The sequence below is a fragment of the Janthinobacterium sp. PSPC3-1 genome (assembly GCF_049896105.1).
Taxonomy (GTDB): Bacteria; Pseudomonadota; Gammaproteobacteria; order Burkholderiales; family Burkholderiaceae_D; genus Janthinobacterium.
The window spans coordinates 85,503-111,245 of sequence record NZ_JAFCTQ010000019.1 but is presented as its reverse complement, the minus strand read 5'-3'; the positions used below and the strand labels follow the sequence as shown (position 1 = coordinate 111,245).

The window sequence follows — 25,743 nt, the reverse complement described above, 5'->3', positions numbered from 1 at the left end:
AGCATCAGTAAAGCGACAAGTTTAGCCCATCGCCTGCCATGGTCGCGCACCCCAGCCGTGGTAAGTAACGGTCCATCTGCTTGGCATACGGCAAAGTGATGGGCAATAATGTTGCTCGTCGTCTATATTCAATCCAGGATCCCGCTCATGACATCACCCCGTCTTCGCCGTTCCCTCGCCTCGCTGCTGATCGCAGCGGCGTGCGCTTCGCTTGCCCATGCCGCCGAACCTGTGGCTGCGGCCCCCGCTGTTGCGGCCCAATCTGCCAAACACGCCATTACGCATGAAGACGTGTGGCTGATGAAACGGGTCGGCGCGCCCGTCGCCAGCCCTGACGGCAAGTGGGCCGTGTTTGCCGTGGTCGATGCCGCCTACGATAGCAAGGAACAATGGTCGGACCTGTGGATCAAGTCGCTGACCGACGACAGCGCGCCGCGCCGCCTGACCTTTTCCAGGGGCGGCGAAAGCGCCGTGGCCTGGTCGCCGGACAGCCGCCAGCTGGTGTTCGTGGCCCGCCGCGATGGCGACGAGGCCGGCCAACTCTACCGCCTCGACGTGGTGGCCGGCGGCGAAGCGCAGCGCCTGACGAGCTTGACCATGGGCGCGCGCATGCCGAAATGGAGCCCGGACGGCAAGCAGTTGCTGTTTATCAGCGATATCTATCCGGGCAACAAGACCGAAGCCGAGGTCAAACAGAGTGCGAAGGAACGCAAGGACCGCAAGTACAGCGCCCGCTCGTATGAAACCACGGCGCCGCGCTATTTCGACAAATGGCTGACCGACAAGCAGGTGCGCCTGTTCGTGATCGATACCGAGGCGGCCACCACCCCGCGCGATATCCTGTCCGGTACGCAACTGGTGGCCCTGCCCGGCTTTGGCGGTGGCCAGGGCGACGAAGGCCAGTCGCTGGACGCCATCTGGACGCCGGACGGCAAGGGTGTCGTGTTCAACGCCGCCACCAACCGCGATGCGGCCCAGCGCGCCGCCACCTATTCCCAGCTCTACCTGGTGCCGGTGGCCGGCGGCGAGCCACAGAAGCTGACGCAGGACCAGCGCAGCTATGGTTCCCTGAAATTCTCCAGCGACGGCAAGACCCTGTTTACCCTGAGCGATGCGGAAACGCCGGGCAAGGTGTATGACGTGAAACGCCTGGCCAGCTTTGCCTGGCCGCTGGTCACGCCTACCCCCACCATTTTGACGGACAAGCTGGACCGTTCGATCTCGCGTTTCGTGCTGCCGGACGGCGGCAAGCGCGTCATCTTCAGCTATGAACATGCGGGCCTGGAAAAGCTGTATTCGATGGATGTCAAAGGCGGCGAAGTGCGCGAAGAGCCGTCTCTGGCGACCGGCAGCATCAGCTCGCTCAGCAGCGGCGGCAAGGCCCTGGTCGGTGTGTGGGAGTCCAGCATCAACCCGCCGGAAATCTATGCCTTCAACGGCAAGCAACCGAAACGGCTGACCGCCTTCAATACCGAAAAAGCCGGCAAGATCGACTGGCAGGCGCCTGAACATTTCTGGTTCAAGACGGCCGATGGCCGCCAGATCCACAATATGATCGTCAAGCCCGCCAACTTCGATCCGAACAAAAAATACCCGCTGTTTACGGTGATCCACGGCGGCGCGGCCAGCATGTGGCGCGACCAGTTCGTGCTGCGCTGGAACTATCACTTACTGGCCAAGCCCGGCTATATCGTGCTGCTGACCGACTACAAGGGTTCCACCGGCTACGGCGAGGAGTTTGCCCGTGCTATCCAGTTCGACCCATTGAAAGGGCCGGCCGACGAGCTCAACCAGGGCGTCGATGAAGCGATCAAGAAATATCCGTTTATCGACAGTAGCAAGCTGGCGGCCGGCGGCGCCAGCTATGGCGGCCACCTGGCCAACTGGCTGCAGGCGACTACCACGCGCTACAAGGCCATCGTCTCGCACGCGGGCGAAATGGACCTGATCATGCAGTGGGGCACCAGCGACGGCGGCTTCGGGCGTGAAGTCAACGCGGGCGGCCCGGTCTGGTCCAACCTGCCCGTGTGGCGCGATCAAAGCCCGATCATGCAAGCCGGCAACCACGAAAAAGGCACGGGCTTCAAGACGCCCATCCTGATCACCGTGGGCGAGCTCGACTACCGCGTGCCGGCCAACAACGCCCTGATGAACTTTGCCGTGCAACAGCGCCTGAACGTGCCGGCCAAGCTGCTGGTGTTCCCGGACGAAAACCACTGGATCATGAAAGGCGAAAACAGCCGCTTCTTCTACAGCGAAGTAGAGGGCTGGCTGGCCAAGTACCTCAACTGATATCCATCTGTTTCATCGAAAGCCGGTCCCTGCTCAGGCAGGACTGGCTTTTTTCATGCCCACGGCAGTGCGCTGGCGCGCGATCGCCAGCACCATCAGCGCCGCCACCAGGCAGGCGGCGCCGGCCGCGAACAGGGCAGGATTGTAGGTCAGCATCAGGGTGCGGATGCGTCCCGCGCCGTAGGCGGCCACGGCGGCGCCCAGCTGGTGGCCGGCAAAGATCCAGCCGAACACCATGCCCGCCCTTTCCTTGCCGAAGGTAGCGCCCACCAGCTTGACGGTCGGCGGCACGGTGGCGATCCAGTCCAGGCCATAGAACATGGCGAACAGCGACAGGCCGTACAGGGTGAATTCCGAATACGGCAGCCAGAACAGCGACAGGCCGCGCAGGCCGTAATACCAGAACAGCAGCTTGCGGTTGTCATAGCGGTCAGACAGCCAGCCCGACAAGATCGTGCCGAACAGGTCGAACGCCCCCATCATGGCCAGCACGGACGCGGCCGGCACGGCCGACAGGCCCGAGTCGCCGCACAGCGAAATGAAATGGGTCTGGATCAGGCCGTTGGTGCTGAGGCCGCAGATAAAGAAGGTAGCAAACAGTATCCAGAAGGTGCGGTGGCCGGCCACGCTGCGCAGGATCAGGAATGGCGTGGCAAAGGTCATTTTGGGCGCAGCCGGGACAGTCAATTCGCTGGCCGGGTCAGCGCCATACGCGCGCAAGCCCACATCCTGCGGACGGTTGCGCATGCAGAAAAACGCCAGCACCGCCACTACCGCACAGCTGGCAAACACGGGGATCACCGCCATGCGCCAGCCCACGTGTTCGATCAGCCAGGCGCCGACCGGCAGGAACAGCAGTTGCCCGGTGGCCGAACTGGCCGTCAGCACGCCCACCACCAGGCCGCGGTGCGTGTCGAACCAGCGGTTGGCCACCACCGCGCTCAAGACCAGCGCCGTCATGCCGGAGCCCAGACCCAGCAAGATGCCCCACAGCGCCACCAGGTGCCAGAACTGCGTCATGCGCGTGGCCAGCAGCATGCCGGCCGCGATCAGGCCCAGCGCCACGCAGATGATATTGCGTAAACCAAAACGCTCCATCAGGATGGCCGCAAACGGCCCCATCAAGCCAAACAGCACAAAGCGCACGGCCAGCGCCGACGAGATCTGTTCCACGTTCCAGCCGAACTCGCGGCTCAAAGGCTGCAGCAGCGCGCCCGGCAAGCCCAGCGCGGCGGACGAAGTCAAGGCGGTGAGGAAAGTGATGGCGACGATCACCCACGCAAAGTGGATGCCGCGCCGCGCCAGCCATTGCGATACTGGAAGGGAAAGCATGTGAACCTCATGAAAAACGGGACGCCGGATGGCGGGTGGATTTCATGATATATGATGATCATAATTTATACAATCAAAAAAATGGGGGCGAACGAACTGGTCCTGTCCACCCCCGGCATGTCGCTGCTTATTTCACCTTCAGGCTATTCTTCACATCCGTCACGCCTTCCACGCTGCGCGCCAGGTCGGCCGCTTTCTGCACTTGCGCCTGCGACGGCACGAAGCCGCTCAGCATGACGACGCCATTGACGGTTTCCACGTGCACGTCCATCGCCTTCAGGTCGTCATCCTTGACCAGGTCGGCCTTGATCTTGGTGGTGATCACGGTGTCGGCCACTACATTCTTGGTGCTGCCGGCCGCGTTGCGGGCCATGCAGGCGGTCTTGTCGCCGGCATCAAGGTTGTCGCAGTTTTCACGGCTGGCCGGCGCGGGATTCTGTGCCACATTGGTGCCGGCCGCCGCGCCCGTGTTGGCGTCGGCCAGGGCGGCCTTCTGTTTGGCCTTGGCGTCGGTCATGCAGCTGGTTTTATCGGCGCCCGAGCGGTCGCCGCACTGGGCCTTGGCCAGGTCATATTCGGCATTGGCCACGTCCTTGCGGGCCTTGCCCAGTTCGCGCGGGGTGTTGCGGTGCTGGGCCACGGCGTCCGATTCCGCCTTGGCGCGGGCCACCTTGGCTTCTTCCACGCATACTTTTTTTGCATTGCCGGATTGGGCATCGCAGGCGGCCTTGGCCTGCTTGTAGTTGGCGGCCGCCTGGTCGGTCAGCGATTTATAGGAAGTATCTTGTGCATACGCGGGTGCGGCGGCCAGCAGGGCACTGGCGCTGGCGGCCAGCACGAAGGAGAGCATTTTGTTCATGATGGGACCTCTCGGTTTGGTTGATGCCCCGATTAAACCCCTGTCGCACGCAAACCTCTGTGCGACAACGCACCCAGTTCGGTCTTCCCGATGAGCAATTAAGTAACCCCCAATAAATTCTTGTGATTTCTGACTTCCATAACCGGCGCTCTGCGGCGTTGCCAACTGCTAGCAGTGCCCGCACTGCGTCGCAGTTGGCGCCTTGCATAGCATCCGGTTCTGTTCGTCATAACTTCACAATAATTTCCTGACGATTACTTAGCGACCGTTCAGCCCCTGGCGCCACAACAGATCGGCCTGTTCGAACGGTGTCTGCGCAGTGTCAAACACGGCGCTGCCAGCCGCCAGCGCCAGCCAGGCCTGGGTGTCGTGCGAACCGCCCGCCTGGCGCACCGAACGCATCCAGGCCAGCACTTCCTGGTAATCGTCACGGTGGCGCGCATGCACCCAGGCCAGCGCCACCAGGTCGGCATAGCCCTCCTCGCGGCGCGTCTCGCGCTGTTGCCGCACATCGCCGCGTACACTGCCGCGCTCGACAAAGCCGCGCGGCAAGGCGTGCCAGTCGCCTTGGGCATAGCGCTGGCAGTGGCCGATCTCGTGCGCCGCCATCGTTTCGATCATGAGGCTCTGGCGTTCGGCTGCCACCTCCCGCAGCACCGCTTCGGCCTGCGCATTGCCGCGCATCGACAGGACCAGCTTGCAGCGCCCACCCTCGAAACCGAGCGCCAGCGGCACGCTGTCGGGCGCGTCCTGCGGCTGGACCACGATATCGAGTGGCAAGCCTTGCTCGCGCGCATAGTGGACGACGGGCGCAGCCGCTTTCAGCCAGCGCGTTTCCAGCGGGCTCAAGGCGGATGCGGCAAGCGCGGGAGCAGACAGGAAGAGCAGACTCAACAGCGGCAACAGTTTCAGCATGGACGGCACAGTCATCAAGGGCGGGAGGTGAATCTGCAGAGTAAGCCGGAAAAATATTTCCACAAGGAAAAAGTGGCAACTTTCCTGAAAAAAAGTCACAAAAAAGCCGGCGTTTCGGCCGGCTTCGGATAATGACTACAGTTACCGCTTCAACTGTTTATTTTGTGGCCTTGGCGGCCTGGTCGAGCGCACGCGCCGTCACGAATGCCGGGCGGATATCGTTGGGCACGGTTTTCATCTTGTCCAGCGCGACCTGCACTTCCGGGCGGATCACCACATATTTGGTCATCAGGGCTTTTGCGCGCGCATAGTCGCCGGTGGCTTCGATGGTCAGGAATTCACGGTCCAGGTCGATCACGGCCTGCTTGATCTTGCCGAAATCCACGCCGAACCTGCCGTCGCCCAGGGACACAAAACCGCCCTTGTCGAGGATGTAGTTCATCTGGATCGCCATGCCGCGCGCATGCGAATCGGTCAGGCCGAAATGCAGGGTGCGGAAACCCGAGGCCAGGAAAGTGTTGTACAGCTTGCGCTCGGCCAGTTCGCCCTGCCCCAGCGTATCGTTCAACTGCCCCTTGTCCATCATGTAGCGCAGTGCAAACAGGCCGGTGATATCGGCCTTGGCTTCCTCGATGGTGGAATAGGTTTCCTTCAGGTCCTGGCGCGGCGTGGAGGCCTTGCCGTCGACGGTGGTCGCATGCGGCCCCAGGCCATGCATGATTTCATGCGCGAGGATATGCGTGAAGAAGGAATTGAAGTCGACGTCCTGCTGCGCTTCGGGCGTCAGCACCAGCTTCGAGATCGGCGTCAAGGTGGCCTTGAACTTGGCTTCCTGCACGTTTTTCAGCATCACGCGCTTGGAGCCGCGCGCGCTGATGATGCGCTCGTCGTTCGGCAGGTTGTAGGCGGCCGTCTGCACCGCCATATTGCCGTCGCCGGCGCCATACACCTGGTTCACCACCACCATCGGCGCCAGCGCGCCCACTTTCGGATTGCGGTATTGCGCATCGAGCGGCAAGTTGTCTTCCAGTTCCTGCATGTGCTGGGCAAAGAAATTCAGCTTCTGCGTTTCGGCCTGGTCGCGGATATTCACATACGCTTCGAAGGCGGCCTTGTAGCCGAACAACTCATCGTTATAGGTCTCATACGGGCCGATGGTGATGTCGACCGGCGAATCGAGGTCCATCCAGGCAAAGTCGGACGGCAGGTAGTCGTTGTCGAGGAAGGCCCTGGCGCGCAAGGTGAGGAATTTTTTCAACGAGGCGTTGTCGGTGGCGGCGGCCGCTTCGTCCAGCAGCTTGGCCAGCTGAGTCAGCTCGACCTTGTATTCGTCCGAATACTTGACGGTGGCATACTTGCCATCCTTGCCGGCGCGTATGGTCGTGAAGAACCATTGCGCCTGCTGTTTATCTTCAGGCGACAAGCCGTTCATCCAGCTTTCCAGCGAGGCCTTGGTGGCGCCCTGCGGATAGAAATTGCCCGCTTCGGGTTTGTGCGCGGGAATCGCGATGCCCGCGTAGGATGGCGGCATGAACGAGGCATGGCCGTCGAGCACCGACCAGGGTCCCTTGTTGATCCAGAAATAATTCAGGCGGGCCTGGCCCAGGGCGGATTTGTCTTTCTTCAGCGCCGCCCACAGCGCTTCATTGCCGGACCAGCGCTGGCGCAGTTGCAGCACGTCGACCAGCCTGGCCGCGTCGACCAGCTTGGCGATGGCCTGGCGGTCGCCGGCCGACAGGTGCGTAATATCGGCCGTCAGCTCGACCGGCGCGTAGCGCGCGCTCATGGCGGACAGTTGCGTGACGGTGGCAGGGGTATTGGCGGGAGCGGCGCAGGCGCTGCCGACGGCAACGGCCATCAGCAGCGGGAACAGGATATGTTTCATGGGGACCTCGGCAAGACTATTGTGAGGTCCGTATTGTATGCGAGCGGCGCTTAAAACTCTTCCCAGGCCTCATCGGCCGGCGCCTTGGGAGCCAGCTTTTTCGGTGCGGGCTTGGACGCTGCCTTGACGACCGGCCTGGCAGCAGCCACGACGGCCGGACGCGCAGGCACCGGCGCCTGTGCCTGCACCTGCACCTGCACTTGCGAGTCATCGAGCTTGAAGATGCTGACCACTTGCGACAGGCTGCCCGCCTGCTCTTCCAGCGAGGCGGCGGCCGAGGCCGATTCTTCCACCAGCGCCGCATTCTGCTGCACCACCTGGTCCATCAGGCCGATCGCCTGGTTCACCTGCTCGATGCCCGACGACTGCTCGCGCGTGGCCACGCTGATCTCGCCCATGATGTCGGTCACGCGCTTGACGCTGTCGACGATGTCCTGCATGGTGGCGCCCGCTTCATCGACCAGGCGCGCGCCCGTGTCGACCCGCTCGACGGAGTCGTCGATCAGCGACTTGATTTCCTTGGCGGCCTGGCTGGAACGCTGGGCCAGGCTGCGCACTTCGGTGGCGACCACGGCAAAGCCACGACCCTGCTCGCCCGCGCGCGCCGCTTCCACCGCCGCGTTCAAGGCAAGGATATTGGTCTGGAAGGCGATGCCGTCGATCACGCCGATAATGTCGACAATCTTTTTCGACGACTCGTTGATGGCGGCCATGGTCTGCACCACCTGCGCCACCACGGCGCCGCCCTTGACGGCCACGCCCGAGGCCGACATGGCCAGCTGGTTCGCTTCGATCGCGTGCTCGGCGTTCTGCTTGACGGTGCCCGTCAATTGCTCCATCGAGGTGGCGGTTTCCTCGATCGAACCGGCTTGCTGCTCGGTGCGGTTCGACAGGTCCAGGTTGCCGGCCGCGATCTCGCGCGAGTTGGTGGCGATGGTCTGCGTGCCGGCGCGCACCTGGCTGACGATGGCCACCAGGCTGTCGCGCATGCCGCGCATGGCGTACAGCAGGCTGGCGCGGTCGTTCGGCTGGGTGGCGATATTCACCGCCAGGTTGCCGGCGGCGATTTCGCCGGCGATGGCGGCCGCATATTCAGGCTCGCCGCCGAGCTGGCGCAGCAAGCCGTGGCTGATACGCCAGGCCGCGACCGTGCCGATGGCAATCGCGCCCAGGCACAGCAGCACCATGAAGAAGAAAAAGCTGCGCGCCACGCTGGTGGCGCTGTCGGCCTGTTCGCGGCTCATCTTTTCTTCCAGGTCGATCAGCTGGTTGACGGACGCGAGCCAGCCCGCAAAGGCGCTGGCGCCCTGCTGCTGCAGCAAGGCGGTGGCGCCAGGCACGTCGTCGGCCAGGCGCAATTGAATCACCTTGGCGATAATCGGCTGGGCCTTGGCTTCGCTGGCCTTGATGCCGGCCAGGGCCGTGCGCTCCGCTTCGGTGACGCCCTTGCCACTGCCGATGATCTGCTCCAGCGGCGTGGCGGCCTGGGCGTAATTGGCGGCCAGCGATTCGATGCGCGCGACTTCCGTCCTGGCGGCGGCGGCATCGGCCGCCAGCACCACGTCGCGCAAGGCGATCGCGCGGTCATGCACGCTACCGCGGAAATTGATCGCATGACGCTGCTTGACGTTGTTGACGTCGCTGATATTGGTGAGGATGGCGTCGATCTTTTGCACCCGGTTGATGCCGAGTGCGGTAACGATGATCAACAGCAGCAGGACCAGGCCGAATCCCGTATAAAGCCGCGTGCTGATTTTAGTACTTTGCATAGCCGTCCATCCATTCATTCATGAAAGTGTCCAAATTCACCATCCCCATGATGTTGACATTTGGAAATAAAAGTTAATTTATCATGAATGCGGCAAGCCTGCCTGCGGCCGGTCAAAAGCGGCTGTTCTAGTTTGAAAACGCTACCAGACGCGATAGACCTGGCCCGTCTGCGCGCCTTCCACGCTGCGCCGGTAAGCCAACGCCACGCGGCTGGCGGCAGCCGGCTCGAAGCCCGGGAAAAACGGGCCGTAAGCGTCCAGCGATTCCTCCAGCACGGTCGGGCTCACCACGTTGATGCGGATGCCGCGCACCAGCTCGATGGCGGCGCCGCGCACGAAGCCTTCCACGGCGGCATTGGTCATGCTGGCCGCCGCGCCGTTGCGGATGGGCTGCTCGGCCACGATGCCGCTGGTGAGCGTGATCGAGCCGCCGTCGTTCAAATATTGCTGCGCCACCAGCGCCACATTGACCTGCCCCATCAGCTTGCTGCCCAGACCCACTTGAAACTGTTCGGGCGTAAACTCGGCCAGCGGACCGAAGTGCAGCTTGCCGGCCGTCACCACCACTGCGTCGACCTTGCCGATGCGCGCAAACAGCGCGCGTACCTGGGCGATATCGCCCATGTCGGCCTGGTGTGCGCCGCTGCGGCTGCCCACTTCGATAATCTCGTGGCGCTGTGCCAGTTCGCTGGCAACGGCCGAGCCGATGGTGCCGCTGGCGCCGATAATGACGATGTTCATGATGGAGTCCTGGTCTGGTTGGAAAGCAGCCAGTATGCGCCGCCCTCGCCCGACGATAAATACGCTAGCATGGACAAGATCATGAACTCAGGGTTTGCAATCAAACAAATGGATAAACTGCGCAGCATGGAAGTATTCGTTGCTGTTGTCGACGCGGGCAGCCTGAGCGCGGCGGCCGACACCTTCCGCATATCACCGGTGATGGTGGGCAAGCACATCAAGTACCTGGAAGAGCGCCTGGGCGCACGGCTGCTGGCGCGCACCACGCGGCGCCAGCACCTGACGGAAATCGGCGCGCAGTACCTGGCACAGTGCCGGCAGATCCTGGCGCAGGTGCAGGCCGCCGAAACGGGGGCCGTAGCCATGCGCGCCACGCCGCGCGGCAAGCTGAAGATCACCGCGCCGGTGTCCTTCGGCAGCGAATGCCTGGCGCCGCTGATGGCGGACTACCTGGACGCCTATCCCGAGGTCAGCCTGGAGCTGAACCTGAACGACCGGCTGGTAGACCTGGTGGAAGAAGGCTTCGATGCGGCGATTCGCATCGGCAAGCTCGATGATTCAGGCATGGTGGCGCGGCCCTTGCGGCCCTACGCCATGGTGATCTGCGCGGCGCCGGCCTACCTGGAAAAACATGGCGTGCCACACACGCCCGACGAACTGGCGCGGCATGAATGCCTGGACTTCATGCAGTGGGCGCGCCATCTGCGCTGGCGCCTGAATGGAAAAGAAGGCGCCAGGGAGGAAAGCCGCTTTCGCTCGAACAATGGCCAAGCGCTGCGGGTGGCGGCCCTGCACGGTTTCGGCATCGTGATGCAGGCGGAGATTCTGATGGCTGGCGATATCGCCGCCGGACGGCTGCTGCCGATCCTGACAGACCACGTACCGCCGGCGCGCCCGATGCATTTGCTGTATGCGCGCGACCGCCAGCCGACGCCGAAGCTGACGACCTTGATTGAATTCATCCTGCAACGCTACGGGCCGGCGGCGATACCGCCGCCGGCCACGCTCACGTAATCGAGGATAACTGCGCGGGGAACTTACTGCGCCGTGGCGACCTTGGCCAGGTCGCCCTGCGGCTGCCAGCCGGCGCCCAGCGAGCGGGCCACGGCCACGGTCGCCAGCAGGCGCTGGGTCTTGATCTGCACGGCGGCGCGGTCGGCGGCCAGCGAGCTGCGCTGGGCGTCGGTGACGTCGAGGTAGTTCGACACGCCGCGCTCGTAGCGGGTGCGCGCCACCAGGTAGGCGCGCGCCGCCGCCTGCTGCGACAGGGCCTGGGCGTCGCCCTGCAACTGGCGCTGCTCGACATCCGACAAGGCGTCTTCCACCTCGCGCAAGGCCGTCAGCAGCTTCGTTTCATGGTTGGCCAGCGCTTCGTTGTAGCGCGCCTTCGACAGATCGAGGTTGGCCTGGTTGCGGCCACCGTCGAAGATCGGCAGCGACAGGGCCAGCGGCCCCACGCTGAACTGGCGCGAACCGCCCTGCGCCAGGTCGCGCAGCTTTTCCGAGGCAAAGCCGAAGTTGCCCGTCAGTTGCAGCGACGGATAGAACGCGCCTTCGGCCACGCCTACCTGCGCATTGAAAGCGCGCAGGCCGGCCACGCTGGAGACCAGGTCCGGGCGGTGCGCCAGCAGGCTGGCCGGCAGGCCGACGGGGATGCTTGGCGGCTGCGGCAAGGCGGCCGGGTCGCTGGCCAGTGGCAGTTGCATCGCCGATGGCGGCTTGCCGGTCAGGGTGGCCAGGCTGTTTTCCAGCTGGTTGCGCTGGCGTTTGACCTCGTGCAGGTCGGCCTGCGCGTTCTGCAGTTCGACTTTCGCGCGCGCCAGGTCCAGCTCATTGGTCAGGCCCGCATTGAAGCGGGCGTCGACCAGTTGCAGCGATTCGCGGCGGGTGTCGAGCGCGCCATTGAGGATGGTCATTTCGGCGTCCAGGCCGCGCAACTGCCAGTAGTTGCTGGCCACTTGCGCCGACAGCATCTGCAGCACGCCGTCGCGGTCGGCCTGCGAAGCGAGCACCTGCGCATCGGCCGCTTCGACCATGCGTTTCACACGCCCCAGCAAATCGATTTCATACGACAGCGAACCGCCGACCGAAAAGTTGTTGCCGCTAATCGAACGGTTGCCCAGCGCCAGGCCCTGCGAGGTATTGGCCGAGGTGCGCGAGTTCGAGATGCCGGTGCTGAGGTTCACGCTAGGCCCCTGGTTGGCGCGCGCCGTGCCGCTTTGCGCCAGGGCCTGCAGCAATCGCTCGCCGGCCGCTTTCACGCTGGGGTTGTCGCGCAACGCGGCTTGTTCCAGGCGGTTCAGGGTGTCGTCGCCGAACACGCTCCACCACTCGGCCGGCAGCCGGGCCGCATCGGCGCTGCCACCGCCATGGCGGAAAGTGGCCGTATCGATGCCGGCCACGTTGGCGGGCGCCTTGAAGTCCTGGCCCACGGTGCCGCAGGCGGCAAGCAGCACGGCCAGCGAGGCGGCGGCGATTTTGGTCATAACTGTATTCATGATGTGTACCTTCTTGTTCTTGAGTGGGCGCGGTCGTCGCAACAAGCGATCAGTGACCGCCGCCACCGCCACCGGGGGCTTTGAGTTTGTCGGCCAGCCATAGCGGCACGATGCAGGCGATCAGGATCATGCCGACCAGGAAGAAACCGTCGTTGTATGCCATCACATACGCCTCGCGGCGCACGATGCCGTCGATCGCCTGCAAGGCCTGGTTGCCGGCCGTGACCGCATCAAAACCCTTGGCCATGAACGACGACGTCAGCTGGTCGATGCGCAGTTGCGTGGCGCTGGAGTAGGCGTTGATCGCTTCGCCCAGGCGCTGCGAGTGAAAGTGCTCGCGGGTGCTCAGCGCCGTGGCCAGCAGCGCGATGCCGATCGAGCCGCCCAGGTTGCGCGTCATGTTGAACAGGCTCGAGGCCGACGCCATGTCTTTTGGCGCGATGCCCTTCATGGCAAAGTTCGACAGGGTCAGCATCACGAAGGGCTGGCCCAGCGCGCGCACTACCTGCGACCACAGCAGCTGGTCGTAGCCGGTGCTGGCATCCATATAGGCATTCATCAGGCAGGAGCCGCCAAACAGCAGCAGGCCGAACGAGCACAGGATGCGGTTGTCGACCACGGACGACAGCTTGGCGACGAAGGGCATGATGAACAGCTGCGGCAAGCCCACCCACATGATGACTTCACCGATCTGCATCGGCGAATATCCGGCGATCTGGCCCAGGAACAGCGGCAGCAGAAAGGCCGAACCGTACAGCCCCATGCCCGTGACCGCCGACAGCAGGGTCGCGACCAGGAAATTGCGCTGGCTGTACAGGCCCAGGTTGACGAACGGTTCGGCGCGCGTGGCGCTGGTGACCACCCAGCCCAGCAGGCCTGTCAACGCCAGCGCGGCAAAGGTGATGATGAAGCCGGAATCGAACCAGTCCTTCGAGTTGCCCTCTTCCAGGAAAATCGTCAGGCAACCGAGGCCCAGCGCCATGAAGAAGATGCCGAGCCAGTCGGCCTTCCAGAACAGTTTCAGGTTGCTCGGTTCGCGGTCCAGGCCGTAGATCATGCCGACGATCAGCAGCACGCCCGGCACCCAGTTGATATAGAAGATCGACGGCCAGCCATACAGCTCGGACAGGTAACCGCCGAGGGTCGGGCCCATGGCCGGCGCCAGGGTGGCCGTCAGGCCGAAAATCGCCATGCCGGTGGCGCGCTTCGACGGCGGCAGCTTGAGCATCACCAGCGTGAACGCCATCGGGATCAGGGCGCCGCCCGTAAAGCCCTGCAACATGCGGAAGACGATCATGCTTTCCAGGTTCCAGGCCGTGCCGCACAGGGTGGAGAACAGCAGGAAGAACGAGGTGGTGCCGATCATGTAGCCGCGCAGGCTGAACACCCGCGCCAGCAGCGCGGTGAGCGGAATGACGATGATTTCGGCCACCAGGTAGGCGGTGGAAATCCACGAACCTTCTTCCTGGGTGGCCGACAGCGAGCCCAGGATATCCTTGAGCGAAGAGTTGGTGATCTGGATGTCGAGCACCGCCATGAAGGCGCCCAGCATGCCGGCGGCGACCGCCAGCCAGGTGCGCGCCGAGACTTTCTCGTCGGGCACGGAAAAGGCCGGCGGTTTCGCCAGCGTGGTTGTGGGGCTGCTCATGGGAACTTAGCGGGCGGCGTTGGCGGCGGGTGTGGTGGCAGCGGTGTTGGCCGGTGCGGCGGCGTGGCGCGCCGGCTGGGCATCTGGCTGGTTGATTTCCACTTCGGCGATCACCGACATGCCCGGCACCAGGCGGCCGTTCATGGCCTTGATGTCCTGCGGCTGGAACACGATCTTGACCGGCACGCGCTGCACGATCTTGGTGAAGTTGCCGGTGGCGTTATCGGCCGGCAGCAGAGCGAACTGCGCGCCCGAAGCTGGTGCGAAGCTGTCCACGGTACCGACCAGTTTCTTGCCGGGCATGGCATCGACCGACACATGCACGCTCTGGCCGGGGCGCAGGTCGGCCAGCTGGGTTTCCTTGAAGTTGGCAGTCACCCACACGTTATCCTGCACGATGGCCGTCAGCTGCTGGCCGGGCTGCACGCGCATGCCGGTTTCGACGTTGCGCTTGCCGATGCGGCCAGCGACGGGGGCCAGGATGCGGTTGTATTGCAGCTGCTGCTCGGCGTCCTTCAGTTGCACGCGCAGCACGGCGACCTGGGCCTTGGCGACATCGCGCGCAGCTTGCGCCGCACCGATCTGGGCCTTGGCGGCCACGGCGCTGTCCTTGCGGGCGGCCAGGTCGGCCACGGCGCCCGATCGGGCCGCATTGGCGGCGTCCAGTTCCGCTTTCGACACGGCTTTCATCTGGCTGGTGTACAGCTGGCCGAAACGCTCGGCGTCCTGTTTCGTGCGCAGCAGCTGGGCGTCGGACTGGGCCACCTGGGCTTGCGCCGCGCTGGCCTGTGCCTGCACTTGCGCGATCTGCGCGTCGGCCTGCAACACTTGCTGTTCGGCGCTTGCGATCTGGGCGGCGATCTGTTCGGTTTTCACGCGCTGGTCGAACGGGTCGAGTTCGGCGATCACGTCGCCTTCCTTGACGATCTGGTTGTCCTCGATAAAGACCTTGGTGACGACGCCGGAAATGCGCGCCGAGACCGGATGCACGTGGCCGGCCACATAGGCGTTTTCCGTTTCGACGAAATAGTGGCTGCGGTACCACATGCGGGCGCCGGCGCCCAGGGCGACCAGCACGATCAGGCCGGCGATGATTTTGACGCGGTGATTCGGCGCGGCAGCCGGCGCCGGAGCAGCGGGAGCAATACGGGCGGCCACGGGGCCTGCTGGCGGGACGCCGGATTGCTCGGCGGAACTGGACGGGGTGGGCATGCTGCGCTCCAAAATGAAATGATATAGGTTCATTATTGGACAAACAAATCCGCTTGTCAAGAAATGAAACGATTGCATTTCATTTTAATTTGCACTACAGTGTCAGCCATCATTCACCCTCCACGAGACCCAGACCATGTCCGAGCCAGGCCTCAGCGACACCCCTCCCATCGACCCCGCCGACACCGACACCATGGAACTTGGCTGCTGCGGCAAGCCGGCCGGCCGGCCACGCGCCGCCGACATGGAGGCGCGCGCGGAAAACCTGCTGCACACGGCGGGCCGCCTGTTTCTGGACAAGGGATATGGCAAGGTCAGCCTGGAAATGATCGCGCGCGAAGCCCACGTGGCCGTGCGCACCATCTATGTGAAGTTTGGCGGCAAGTCAGGTTTGTTCAATGCGGTGGTGGAACAGAAGCGCGCCGCGTATTTTTCCACCATGCCGGCGCTGCAGACGGACATGCGCCCGCTGCCGATCATACTGGCCGAGTTCGGCCTGCTGTTCATGCAGCTGATCACGATGCCGGCGGCAATCCGTTTGAACCGCATGGTGATCGCCGAGGCGGCCAGCCACCCTGAACTGGCCGAAACGTTCTACAAGGTGGGACCGGGCCAGACGCGCGAGATGCTGAGCCGTTTTTTCAGCCGGCCCGATATCGCGCCGCTGTTCCGCGCCGACCTGACGCCGGAACTGCTGTCCATGCATCTGCTGAACTGCCTGCTGGGCGACCAGATGTCGCGCCTGCTGCTCCTGCCGCAGACCCAGCCCGACGTGGCGCAGCTGCGCAAGCTGGTGGAGGTCAGGCTGGACCTGTTCCTGCGCGCCACCTTGCAGGACGCGGCAAGCTGATCAGGAGCTTCTGCAAACTGCCTCTGCTGGCGCGCTGCGCTCGCCATCCACCCCCAAAGCACTGAGAAAAGGCCGGGCCGCCGATAGGCCGTCCAGCTGCAGTGCTGGCGCCATGCCATCGCGCCGCTCGGGACCATAGGGCATCAGGCCGAACGAGGTTTCAAAGCGCTGCGCCAGGAAATAGGTGCGGAAATAATCGTAGGCAAACACCACCTGGCCGTCGGCCTGCAGCAGCAGGCCCTTCGCATACAAGGGCGCCAGCCATTGCCGCGCCGGCATGTCCCAGCCCTTGACGGCGCAATAGTCGCCGGCAAAGCGTTCCAGCTCATCCTGCTGCAGGAACAGGGTCTTGGCGTCGAATAACACAAAGGCCAGCTCGATCAGGAACTCGCGCACCGCCAGCGGCTCGTCCGGCAGGGCCAGCCGCGACAGCGCACGCTTGCCCAGCAAGCCGTCGAGGTAGGCGCCATCCACGGCCAGCCGCGGCAGCAAAGTGGAAAACACATATTCGGCATCGCGTTCGGCCGATTCCTGGCCATTCGGCGTGTACAGCACGGACAGGCCGAAAGCCTTGCCGGCCTCGTCGAATTCGCGCAGGGCCACCGTCCACTGCACAGGGACGGCCTCGGCATCATATTCCATCAAGGCATAAGCGGCGCGCTGTTCCGGGCCGCCATACAGGCTGGCGGGACTGCTCTTGAACAGGATGCCCAGCGACTTCATCAAGGAACTGCTGTCGCCCGTATGACTGTTGCCATGGAAGACGGCATGGATATTCTTGTACAGTCCGCGCTGCTCGGCCGTGGCGTGTTCTCCGGCCGAAAAAAAGCTGAAACCGGCGCGCCCGGCGGCGACCGCCGTGCCGCCCTGCGCGCGGCTGCCCGGCACCAGGTAAAAGCGTGCACCCGGCAAGCTGGCCGCCTGCAGCAAGGGCCGCAGCAGGTATTCATAGACATAGGCGGGCGTGGTGCCGGCGCAGGCGTCGGGCGCCACCAGCTCGCCCGTAAAGAAGATCGCGTCGATCTGCGTGCCGGCATCGCGCAAGGCAGCCATATCCTGGAACAGGGCATGCAGCACCGGTGCGTGGGCTTGTTCGTCGCCACGGCGCAGGCGCACGTCGGCGAGATGGAGGGCGGTAAATTTTTTCATCGTTGCACTTCTTTCTCGGCACAGCCTGGCTTGACCGGAGACGCACAAGGAAAATCACACTATCTGGCCAGGCAGAGCGAAACATCGCTTTGGACCTCTATTGTGCCATTTTTCCTTGGAGCAATACTCTCCAATTTTCACCGATGAACCATGCGCAGGCAAGATCGCGTGTATAGTTGCCGACTCCCCAATATTGCAAACACAAAATAATGTTCCTCAATACCATCGGCATTCCCGCCAGCCGCCCCGCACGGCATGTGGCCGCCCTGCTGGCCTTTCTGGCCACCCTGTCGCTCGCCTGCTGGGTGGGCTATGGCGCCGACCCTCACCTGGCCGATGAAAACCACCTGATGGAAAACATCCAGTCGGTGGCCCTGCTGCTGGCCTGCCTGGTGCATGGCTGGCGCGCCAGCAAGCTCGACAAGAAAAGCGTGGGCTTCATCCTGCACGCCGGCCTGTCGCTGCTGATGTATTCCTTCCTGCTGCGCGAACTGGAAATCCGCGAATTCGACGCCCCGGGCAGCCATTTCTGGGCCTGGACCGAGCATATCTTGCGCGGCATCGGCTGGAGCTGCTGGGTAATCTACCTGGTGGCCTTCGCCTCGCGCATCCGCCGCATCTGGGCCCTGCGCTGGCAACTGCTGGCCACCCCCGTCATCATCACCGCCCTGTGCGCGGCCGTGCTGATGGCATCCGGCTGGCCCTTCGACAAGAAGAAATTCGAATCGATCTCGGAACAGGATTCCGGCTTCATGGAAGAACTGCTGGAAATGAACGCGTATATCGTTCTGTTGGTCGGCTCGGCGTCGGCGTCATTGCGCGAGACCAGGACACGCGAATAAATCTGAACGGCAATAAAAAAACCCGCATCGCTGCGGGTTTTTTGTTACTGCATCACGTTTGCCATCAACGCTTGCGCGGTGGTGGCAAGTCCGTGCACACGCCTTCGTACACTTCGGCTGCCATGCCGATCGATTCGCCCAGGGTCGGGTGAGGATGGATGGTCTTGCCGATGTCGGTGCCGTCGCAGCCCATTTCGATGGCCAGCGCGATTTCGCCGATCATGTCGCCCGCATGCGTGCCGACGATGGTGCCGCCGATAATGCGGTGGGTTTCAGCGTCGAACAGCAGCTTGGTAAAACCTTCGGCGCGGCCGTTGGCCACGGCGCGGCCCGAGGCGGCCCACGGGAAGTGGCCCTTCTCGACCTTGATGCCCTTGGCTTTCGCTTCGTCTTCGGTGATGCCGGCCCATGCCACTTCCGGATCCGTGTAGGCGACCGATGGAATCACCTTGACGTCGAAGTGCGACTTCTGGCCGGCAGCCGCTTCCGCCGCCACATGGGCTTCGTGCACGGCCTTGTGCGCCAGCATCGGCTGGCCCACCAGGTCGCCGATGGCGAAAATGTTCGGCACATTGGTGCGCATCTGGCTGTCGACTTCGATGAAGCCGCGGTCGGTGACGTTCACGCCGGCCTTGTCGGCGGCGATCTTCTTGCCGTTCGGGCTGCGGCCGACGGCCACCAGCACCAGGTCATAGATCTGCGGCGCCGGCGCGGTGGCACCGGCTTCGGCCGCTTCGAAGGTGACCTTGATGCCTTCCGGCAGCGCCTCGACGGCAACCGTCTTGGTCTTGGTCATGATGTTGTCGAAGCGTTTTTCATTGAACTTCTGCCACACCTTGACCGCGTCGCGGTCGGCGCCCTGCATCAGGCCGTCCATCATTTCGACCACGTCGATGCGCGCGCCAAACGTGGAATACACGGTCGCCATTTCCAGGCCGATAATGCCGCCGCCGATGACCAGCATGCGTTTCGGGATCTGGCGCAGTTCCAGCGCGCCGGTCGAATCGACAATGCGCGGGTCGTCCGGCACGAACGGCAGTTTCACCACCGACGAGCCGGCAGCGATGATCGCCTGCTTGAACTGCACCACTTTTTTCGTGCCGTCGGCGGCCGTCACTTCAATGTGATTCGCGGACAGGAACTGGCCCACGCCGGTGACGACTTGCGTCTTGCGTGCCTTGGCCATGCCGGCCAGGCCGCCCGTCATGTTCTTGATCACGCCTTCCTTGTATGCGCGCACCTGATCGATGTCGATGGTCGGCTTGGCAAACGTCACGCCGGTATTGCCCATGTGCGCCGTCTCGTCGATCACGGAAGCGACATGCAGCAGCGCTTTCGACGGGATGCAGCCGACGTTCAGGCACACGCCGCCCAGGGTCGCATAACGCTCGACGATGGCCGTGCTGAGGCCCAAGTCGGCCGCGCGGAAGGCTGCCGAATAGCCGCCAGGACCGCCGCCCAATACCATCATGTCGACGGTGATGTCGACCTGGCCCGAGTAGCTGCCGGCCGGGATGGCGGCAGCGGCTGGCGCAGGTGCTGCCGCCGGAGCCGGAGCGGCGGCAGGTGCGGCCGCCGGTGCAGGAGCCGCAGCCGCCGGTGCAGCAGCAGCCGCGCCTTCGGACGCTTCCACCACCAGCAGCGCGCTGCCTTCGGCGATCTTGTCGCCGACCTTGACCTTGACTTCCTTGACCACGCCGGCGTGGGTCGACGGAATTTCCATGCTGGCCTTGTCCGATTCCACGGTGATCAAAGACTGGTCCACCTTGATGGTGTCGCCGACCTTGACCATCAGCTCGATCACTTCGACTTCCTTGAAGTCGCCGATATTCGGTACTTTTACCTCTACTGTGCTCATAGTCGCTCCTTACAGCAGAATTTTGCGCATGTCGGCCAGCACTTCGCCGAGGTACACCGAGAATCGCGCGCCCATCGCGCCGTCGACCACGCGGTGGTCGTACGACAGCGAGGTGCCCATCATCAGGCGTGGCTGGAAGGCCTTGCCGTCCCATACCGGCTTGATCGAGGCTTTCGACAGGCCCAGGATCGCCACTTCAGGCGCATTGACGATAGGCGTGAAATGCGTGCCGCCGATGCCGCCCAGCGACGAAATGGTGAAGCTGGCGCCCTGCATGTCGGCCGGTTTCAGTTTGCCTTCGCGCGCCTGCAGCGACAGTTCCGTCATTTCGCGGGCGATCTGCGAAACCGACTTCTGGTCCGCGCCCTTGATCACGGGCACCACCAGGCCATTCGGCGTATCGGCCGCGAAGCCGATGTTGTAGTACTGTTTGAGGATCAGGTTTTCGCCCTTGGCGTCGAGCGAGGCGTTAAACGCGGGGAACTTCTTCAGCGCGGCGACGGACGCCTTGATGACGAAGGCCAGCATGGTCAGCTTGGCCGCATCCTTGTTCTTCGCGTTGGCCGCGTTGGTGTCGACGCGGAACGCTTCGAGGTCCGTCACGTCCGCTTCGTCGAACTGCGTGACGTGCGGGATCATGACCCAGTTGCGGTGCAAATTCGGACCCGAGATTTTCTTGATGCGCGACAGCGGCAGCAGTTCGGTCGCACCGAATTTGCTGAAGTCCAGCGACGGCCATGGCAGCAGATCCAGGCCCACGCCGGAACCGCCTTTGGCGACAGGGGCCGCATTGGCGGCGCCTGGTGCGGCGACAGCGCCCGACATCACGCCCTTGACGAAGTTCTGCACGTCTTCCTGGGTGATGCGGCCCTTCGGACCGGAACCGCCCACGCTGGCCAGCTCCACGCCCAGTTCGCGCGCGAACTTGCGGATCGATGGCGACGCGTGCGCCAGCTTGCCGTTGACGGCAGGCGCGGCGGCAGGGGCTGGTGCAGCAGCGGCGACCGGCGCCGAAGCGACGGCAGCGGCTGGCGCGGCGGCGGCTTGCGCGGCTGGCGCAGGAGCAGCAGCGGCAGGGGCAGCAGGAGCGGCAGCGGCGCCGGTCGTTTCCACGATCAGCACCAGACTACCCTTGGCGACCTTGTCGCCGACCTTGACCTTCAATTCCTTGACGATACCGGCGTGGCTCGACGGGATTTCCATGCTGGCCTTGTCCGATTCGACCGTCAGCAAGGATTGCTCGACGGCGATGATGTCGCCGACCTTGACCATCAGCTCGATGACTTCGACTTCCTTGAAGTCGCCGATATCGGGCACGGTCACTTCGACCAGGCCACCGGCGGCGGCTGGCGCGGCAGCAGCTGGTGCCGGGGCGGCAGCAGGTGCGGCTTCAGCGGCCGGCGCGGCAGCCGGTGCAGGTGCGGCGGCGGCAGGCGCTGGAGCCGAGGCGTCGTCCGCCACTTCCAGCAGCAGCACCAGCGAACCTTCGGCGATCTTGTCGCCGACATTGACTTTCAATTCCTTGACGACACCGGCGTGGCTCGATGGAATTTCCATGCTGGCCTTGTCCGATTCGACCGTGATCAGGGACTGGTCGACCTTGACCGTGTCACCTGGCTTGACCATCAATTCGATAATCTCGACTTCCTTGAAATCGCCGATATCCGGGACTTTGACTTCCACAATGCTCATAGCTTGCTCCGTTATTTTATGTGTCAGATGGACCCGCAGACACGCCAGGGCGGCGCTTGCGCACTGCCCTGGCGTGATCGAGTCCCTTAACGATTACTGGGTCACCGGATTCGGTTTGTTGGCGTCGATGCCGTACTTGGCGATCGCCTGTTCCACTACCGACACGTCGATCTTGCCTTCGTCAGCCAGCGATTTGAGCGCGGCCACGGTGACATAATAACGGTTCACTTCGAAGAACTCGCGCAGCTTGGCGCGGCTGTCCGAGCGGCCAAAGCCGTCGGTGCCCAGCACTTTGTAGGTGCGGTCTTTCGGCATGAAGGCGCGGATCTGTTCTGCAAACGCGCGCATGTAGTCGGTGGTGGCGACGATCGGGCCGTCGGTATCTTTCAACAGCGACGTCACGTACGGCACGCGCTGCTCTTTCGACGGGTTGACCATGTTCCAGCGCTCGGCATCCTGACCATCGCGGGCCACCAGCGTCAGCGACGGCGCCGACCACACGTCCGCAGCCACGCCCCAGTCGTTTTGCAACAGTTCGGCAGCGAAGATCGATTCGCGCAGGATGGTGCCGCAACCGATCAGCTGTACGCGCAGCTTGGCGTCAGCCGGGCCTTCCTGCAGCTTGTACATGCCTTTCAGGATGCCTTCTTCCTGGCCTGGCTTGATGCCGGGCTGGGCGTAGTTCTCGTTCATGATCGTGATGTAGTAGAACACATCTTCCTGGTTGGCGATCATGCGGCGCAGGCCGTCCTGGATGATGACGGCGACTTCATGGCTGAAGGTCGGATCGTACGGCATGCAGGTCGGGATGGTCGCGGCGAAGATATGGCTGTGGCCATCTTCGTGCTGCAAGCCTTCGCCGTTCAAGGTCGTGCGGCCGGCCGTGCCGCCCATCAGGAAGCCGCGGGCGCGCATGTCGGCCGAAGCCCACACCTGGTCGCCGATGCGCTGGAAGCCGAACATCGAGTAGAAGGTGTAGAACGGGATCATGATGCGGTCGTTGGTCGAGTACGACGTCGCCGCGGCGATCCACGAGCTCATGCCGCCCGCTTCGTTGATGCCCTCTTGCAGGATCTGGCCGGCCTTGTCTTCGCGGTAGTACATCACCTGGTCCTTGTCGACCGGCTCGTACAGCTGGCCTTTCGGATTGTAGATGCCGATCTGGCGGAACAGGCCTTCCATGCCGAAGGTACGCGATTCATCGACCAGGATAGGCACGACGCGCTGGCCCAGGGTCGGGTCTTTCAGCAGGGTAGAGATGACGCGCACGAACGCTTGCGTGGTCGAGATTTCACGGCCTTCAGGGGTGGCGTCGAGCACGTTCTTGAACGCGTCCAGTGCCGGCACCGGCAGGGTTTCTTCCGCTTTCTGGCGGCGCTGCGGCAGATAGCCACCCAGGGCCTTGCGGCGCTCGTGCAGGTAGACCATTTCCGGCGCATCGTCGGCCGGCTTGAAGAATGGAATATCGGCCAGTTGGTCGTCGGGGATCGGCAGCGAGAAACGGTCGCGCATTTCCTTGATCGCTTCGTCGTCCAGTTTCTTGGTCTGGTGCGCCGTATTGCGCGCTTCGCCGGACTTGCCCATGCCGTAGCCCTTGATGGTTTTCACCAGCAGGACGGTCGGCTGGCCCTTGTGCTCCTGGGCGATCTTGAAGGCCGCGTAGATCTTGTGCGGATCGTGGCCGCCACGGGTCAGGCGCCAGATGTCGTCGTCCGTCATGTTGGCAACCATTTCCAGCAGCTTCGGATGCTTGCCGAAGAAGTGCTTGCGCACGTAGGCGCCGTCTTTCGCTTTGTAGTTCTGGTATTCGCCGTCGACGGTTTCCATCATCACGCGCTGCAGGATGCCGTCCTTGTCTTGCGCCAGCAGGGCATCCCAGCCCGGACCCCAGATGACCTTGACGACGTTCCAGCCGGCGCCACGGAATTCGCCTTCGAGTTCCTGGATGATCTTGGTGTTGCCGCGCACAGGGCCATCCAGGCGCTGCAGGTTGCAGTTGACCACGATGACCAGGTTGTCGAGCATGTCGCGTGCGGCCAGGCCGATCGCGCCCAGCGATTCCGGCTCGTCCATCTCGCCATCGCCGCAGAAGGCCCAGATCTTGCGGTTGTCGGTCTTGGCGATGCCGCGTGCGTGCAGGTATTTCAGGAAGCGCGCCTGGTAGATCGCCATGTGCGGGCCCAGGCCCATCGACACGGTCGGGAACTGCCAGAAATCCGGCATCAGTTTAGGATGTGGGTACGAGGACAGGCCCTTGCCATCGACTTCCTTGCGGAAGTTCAGCATTTGCTCTTCGGAGAGGCGGCCTTCGAGGAAGGCGCGCGCGTAGACGCCGGGCGAGGAGTGGCCCTGGATGTACAGCAGGTCGCCGCCGTGGTCGGCCGTTGGCGCGTGCCAGAAGTGGTTGAAACCGATGCCCAGCATGTTCGCCAGCGAAGCGAACGAGGACAAGTGGCCGCCCAGGTCGCCGTCGGCGCGGTTGGCCTTGACCACCATGGCCATGGCGTTCCAGCGCATCCACGAGCGCAGGCGCTCTTCGTATTCCAGGTTGCCGGGGCAGTGTGCTTCTTGTTTGGTGGGGATGGTGTTGACGTAGGCGGTGGTGCTGGAGAACGGGATCTGGGCGCCACGGCGGCGGGCCAGGTCGACCATGCGCTCCATCAGGTAATGCGCGCGTTCCGGACCTTCATTTTCCAGAACGGCTTCGAGCGCGTCCAGCCACTCCTTGGTTTCCTGCATATCCGGGTCGGTGCCGATCTGTGTCGTTACCTGGTTCAGTTGAGCTGACATCTGTTGAGTCTCCTTTGTGAACGCCCCACCCCGATTTTTCCGGATCGCTGTCGGACGGTATTTCGCTGATTATTTACTATTAAGGTCGATAAGTGTGGGGATTCTAACAGTGTATTTTGTATTTTTCAAATTACGATATAAGATTTCATATTGTGAAATTCCCCTCGGAGAATATGCTGCACTGCGGCAAATTCTGACCAGAAATTAGCGTGATCAAAGTACCAAAAACGGCAGCAAAACGCATTCACACCCCAATCGCCCGCAAAGGCACTCCGGGCCAAGCGGGCCTGAAAAATGTCGAGGGCAAGGCGCAGCGACGCAGACAGTACGTCAGTACGGCAAGGAGCTGCAACGCCGCCATCGGCATTTTCTCGGGCCCGCGTCTCCGGCCCGCTGTTGTTACGCCTTGCGCTTTCAAATACATGGCACAGCAACGTGGCGGCATTGGCGCCAAAACCGCCCGTTTGCCCCGCCCGGCTTTATAATCTGGTTTTCCCTGCCACAGCTCTTAGCCCCTACCATGCCAGCACAACTGATCGACGGAATCGCCCTCTCCCAAAAACTGCGCAGCGAAATCGCCACGCGCGCCGCCGCCCTGACCGCCAGGGGCACCCAGCCCGGCCTGGCCGTGATCCTCGTCGGCGAAGACCCGGCCAGCCAGGTGTATGTCCGCAACAAGGTCAAGGCGTGCGGCGATGTCGGTTTCCACTCGGTGCTGGAAAAATATGAAGCGGACCTGTCCGAAGCGGACTTGCTGGCACGCATCGCCAGCCTGAACGCGGATCCCGCCATCCACGGCATCCTCGTGCAAATGCCCTTGCCCAAGCACATCAACCCGCACAAGGTCATCGAAGCGATCTCCACGACGAAAGACGTCGACGGCTATTCCGTGCTGAGCGCCGGTGAACTGATGACGGGCTTGCCCGGCTTCCGTCCGTGCACGCCATATGGTTGCATGAAACTGATCGAAAGCACGGGCGTCGACCTGCGCGGCAAGCACGCCGTCGTCATCGGCCGCAGCAACACCGTCGGCAAACCGATGGCCCTGCTGCTCTTGCAAGCGAACGCTACCGTCACCATCTGCCATAGTGCGACCCCGGACCTGGGCCTGTACACGCGCCAGGCGGACGTGGTCGTGGCCGCCGTCGGCCGCCGTAACACCCTGACGGCCGACATGGTCAAGCCGGGCGCCATCGTCATCGACGTGGGCATGAACCGCGACGATGACGGCAAGCTGTGCGGTGACGTGGATTTTGCCGGCGTGAAAGAAGTAGCCTCGCACATCACGCCAGTGCCGGGTGGCGTGGGTCCGATGACGATCACCATGTTGCTGATGAATACCGTCGAGGCCGCAGAGCGCGTGTAACGACACCGGGGCGGCATGACCGCCCCTCTTACTATATGGAACCGA

The 25,743-nt window shown here is 63.3% G+C and carries 19 protein-coding genes; 6 read left to right on the top strand and 13 right to left on the bottom strand.

The window, feature by feature from the left end; genetic code table 11:
* The first annotated feature begins 147 nt into the window (after positions 1-147).
* Entirely contained in the window at positions 148-2,292 is a 2,145-nt protein-coding gene (locus ACP7B7_RS19490; RefSeq protein ID WP_426077769.1) for a prolyl oligopeptidase family serine peptidase, read from the top strand.
* 33 nt (positions 2,293-2,325) lie between these two features.
* On the opposite strand, the gene ACP7B7_RS19485 is transcribed toward ACP7B7_RS19490, so the two are convergent.
* The 6 genes from ACP7B7_RS19485 to ACP7B7_RS19460 all read right to left on the bottom strand — a co-directional run bounded on the left by ACP7B7_RS19485 (position 2,326) and on the right by ACP7B7_RS19460 (position 9,793).
* Positions 2,326-3,624, bottom strand: coding sequence for an MFS transporter (locus tag ACP7B7_RS19485; RefSeq protein ID WP_426077768.1), 1,299 nt, complete (start codon positions 3,622-3,624; stop codon positions 2,326-2,328).
* Positions 3,625-3,751: 127 nt separating this feature from the next.
* Positions 3,752-4,483, bottom strand: a complete 732-nt coding sequence (locus ACP7B7_RS19480; protein ID WP_426077767.1) for a BON domain-containing protein — start codon at positions 4,481-4,483, stop codon at positions 3,752-3,754.
* A 258-nt stretch (positions 4,484-4,741) separates the two neighbouring features.
* Positions 4,742-5,398 (bottom strand): hypothetical protein, encoded by a 657-nt coding sequence (locus tag ACP7B7_RS19475; protein ID WP_426077766.1) that lies wholly within the window; start codon positions 5,396-5,398, stop codon positions 4,742-4,744.
* Positions 5,399-5,555: 157 nt separating this feature from the next.
* Positions 5,556-7,283, bottom strand: a complete 1,728-nt coding sequence (locus ACP7B7_RS19470; protein ID WP_426077765.1) for a dipeptidyl-peptidase 3 family protein — start codon at positions 7,281-7,283, stop codon at positions 5,556-5,558.
* A 50-nt stretch (positions 7,284-7,333) separates the two neighbouring features.
* Positions 7,334-9,052: a methyl-accepting chemotaxis protein gene (locus ACP7B7_RS19465; RefSeq protein ID WP_426077764.1), complete on the bottom strand. Its 1,719-nt coding sequence runs from the start codon at positions 9,050-9,052 to the stop codon at positions 7,334-7,336.
* 141 nt (positions 9,053-9,193) lie between these two features.
* Positions 9,194-9,793 (bottom strand): short chain dehydrogenase, encoded by a 600-nt coding sequence (locus tag ACP7B7_RS19460; RefSeq protein ID WP_426077763.1) that lies wholly within the window; start codon positions 9,791-9,793, stop codon positions 9,194-9,196.
* Positions 9,794-9,901: 108 nt separating this feature from the next.
* Between ACP7B7_RS19460 and ACP7B7_RS19455 the strand changes: the two genes are divergently transcribed.
* Positions 9,902-10,807: a LysR family transcriptional regulator gene (locus ACP7B7_RS19455; protein ID WP_426077762.1), complete on the top strand. Its 906-nt coding sequence runs from the start codon at positions 9,902-9,904 to the stop codon at positions 10,805-10,807.
* Positions 10,808-10,830: 23 nt separating this feature from the next.
* On the opposite strand, the gene ACP7B7_RS19450 is transcribed toward ACP7B7_RS19455, so the two are convergent.
* From ACP7B7_RS19450 to ACP7B7_RS19440, 3 genes are read right to left on the bottom strand one after another with little or no spacing between them, the layout of a single operon-like run.
* Positions 10,831-12,291 carry an efflux transporter outer membrane subunit gene (locus ACP7B7_RS19450; RefSeq protein WP_426077761.1) on the bottom strand — a complete coding sequence of 487 codons (1,461 nt, stop codon included), beginning with the start codon at positions 12,289-12,291 and terminating at the stop codon, positions 10,831-10,833.
* A 49-nt stretch (positions 12,292-12,340) separates the two neighbouring features.
* A complete protein-coding gene (locus tag ACP7B7_RS19445) occupies positions 12,341-13,939 on the bottom strand; it encodes a DHA2 family efflux MFS transporter permease subunit (RefSeq protein WP_426077760.1) in 1,599 nt (532 codons plus the stop codon).
* Positions 13,940-13,945: 6 nt separating this feature from the next.
* Positions 13,946-15,151 (bottom strand): HlyD family secretion protein, encoded by a 1,206-nt coding sequence (locus ACP7B7_RS19440; protein ID WP_426077759.1) that lies wholly within the window; start codon positions 15,149-15,151, stop codon positions 13,946-13,948.
* Between the two features lie 136 nt (positions 15,152-15,287).
* On the opposite strand from ACP7B7_RS19440, the gene ACP7B7_RS19435 reads away from it, so the two are divergent.
* Entirely contained in the window at positions 15,288-16,001 is a 714-nt protein-coding gene (locus ACP7B7_RS19435; protein WP_426077758.1) for a TetR/AcrR family transcriptional regulator, read from the top strand.
* Here the strand turns inward: ACP7B7_RS19435 and ACP7B7_RS19430 are convergent, their stop codons facing one another.
* Positions 16,002-17,150, bottom strand: coding sequence for a hypothetical protein (locus tag ACP7B7_RS19430; RefSeq protein ID WP_426077757.1), 1,149 nt, complete (start codon positions 17,148-17,150; stop codon positions 16,002-16,004).
* Positions 17,151-17,359: 209 nt separating this feature from the next.
* Here ACP7B7_RS19430 and ACP7B7_RS19425 point away from each other — a divergent pair, with 209 nt between their 5' ends.
* Complete coding sequence (locus tag ACP7B7_RS19425; protein WP_426077756.1) at positions 17,360-17,992, top strand: hypothetical protein; 633 nt, start codon at positions 17,360-17,362, stop codon at positions 17,990-17,992.
* A gap of 64 nt (positions 17,993-18,056) precedes the next feature.
* Here the strand turns inward: ACP7B7_RS19425 and lpdA are convergent, their stop codons facing one another.
* The 3 genes from lpdA to aceE all read right to left on the bottom strand — a co-directional run bounded on the left by lpdA (position 18,057) and on the right by aceE (position 24,332).
* Complete coding sequence (gene lpdA / locus ACP7B7_RS19420; protein WP_426077755.1) at positions 18,057-19,850, bottom strand: dihydrolipoyl dehydrogenase; 1,794 nt, start codon at positions 19,848-19,850, stop codon at positions 18,057-18,059.
* 9 nt (positions 19,851-19,859) lie between these two features.
* Positions 19,860-21,542 (bottom strand): dihydrolipoyllysine-residue acetyltransferase, encoded by a 1,683-nt coding sequence (gene aceF, locus ACP7B7_RS19415; RefSeq protein WP_426077754.1) that lies wholly within the window; start codon positions 21,540-21,542, stop codon positions 19,860-19,862.
* 93 nt (positions 21,543-21,635) lie between these two features.
* Positions 21,636-24,332: a pyruvate dehydrogenase (acetyl-transferring), homodimeric type gene (aceE, locus tag ACP7B7_RS19410; protein ID WP_426077753.1), complete on the bottom strand. Its 2,697-nt coding sequence runs from the start codon at positions 24,330-24,332 to the stop codon at positions 21,636-21,638.
* Positions 24,333-24,541: 209 nt separating this feature from the next.
* Between aceE and ACP7B7_RS19405 the strand changes: the two genes are divergently transcribed.
* Positions 24,542-24,817, top strand: coding sequence for a hypothetical protein (locus ACP7B7_RS19405; RefSeq protein WP_426077752.1), 276 nt, complete (start codon positions 24,542-24,544; stop codon positions 24,815-24,817).
* A gap of 35 nt (positions 24,818-24,852) precedes the next feature.
* Positions 24,853-25,698, top strand: a complete 846-nt coding sequence (gene folD / locus ACP7B7_RS19400; RefSeq protein WP_426077751.1) for a bifunctional methylenetetrahydrofolate dehydrogenase/methenyltetrahydrofolate cyclohydrolase FolD — start codon at positions 24,853-24,855, stop codon at positions 25,696-25,698.
* Positions 25,699-25,743 lie beyond the last annotated feature (45 nt).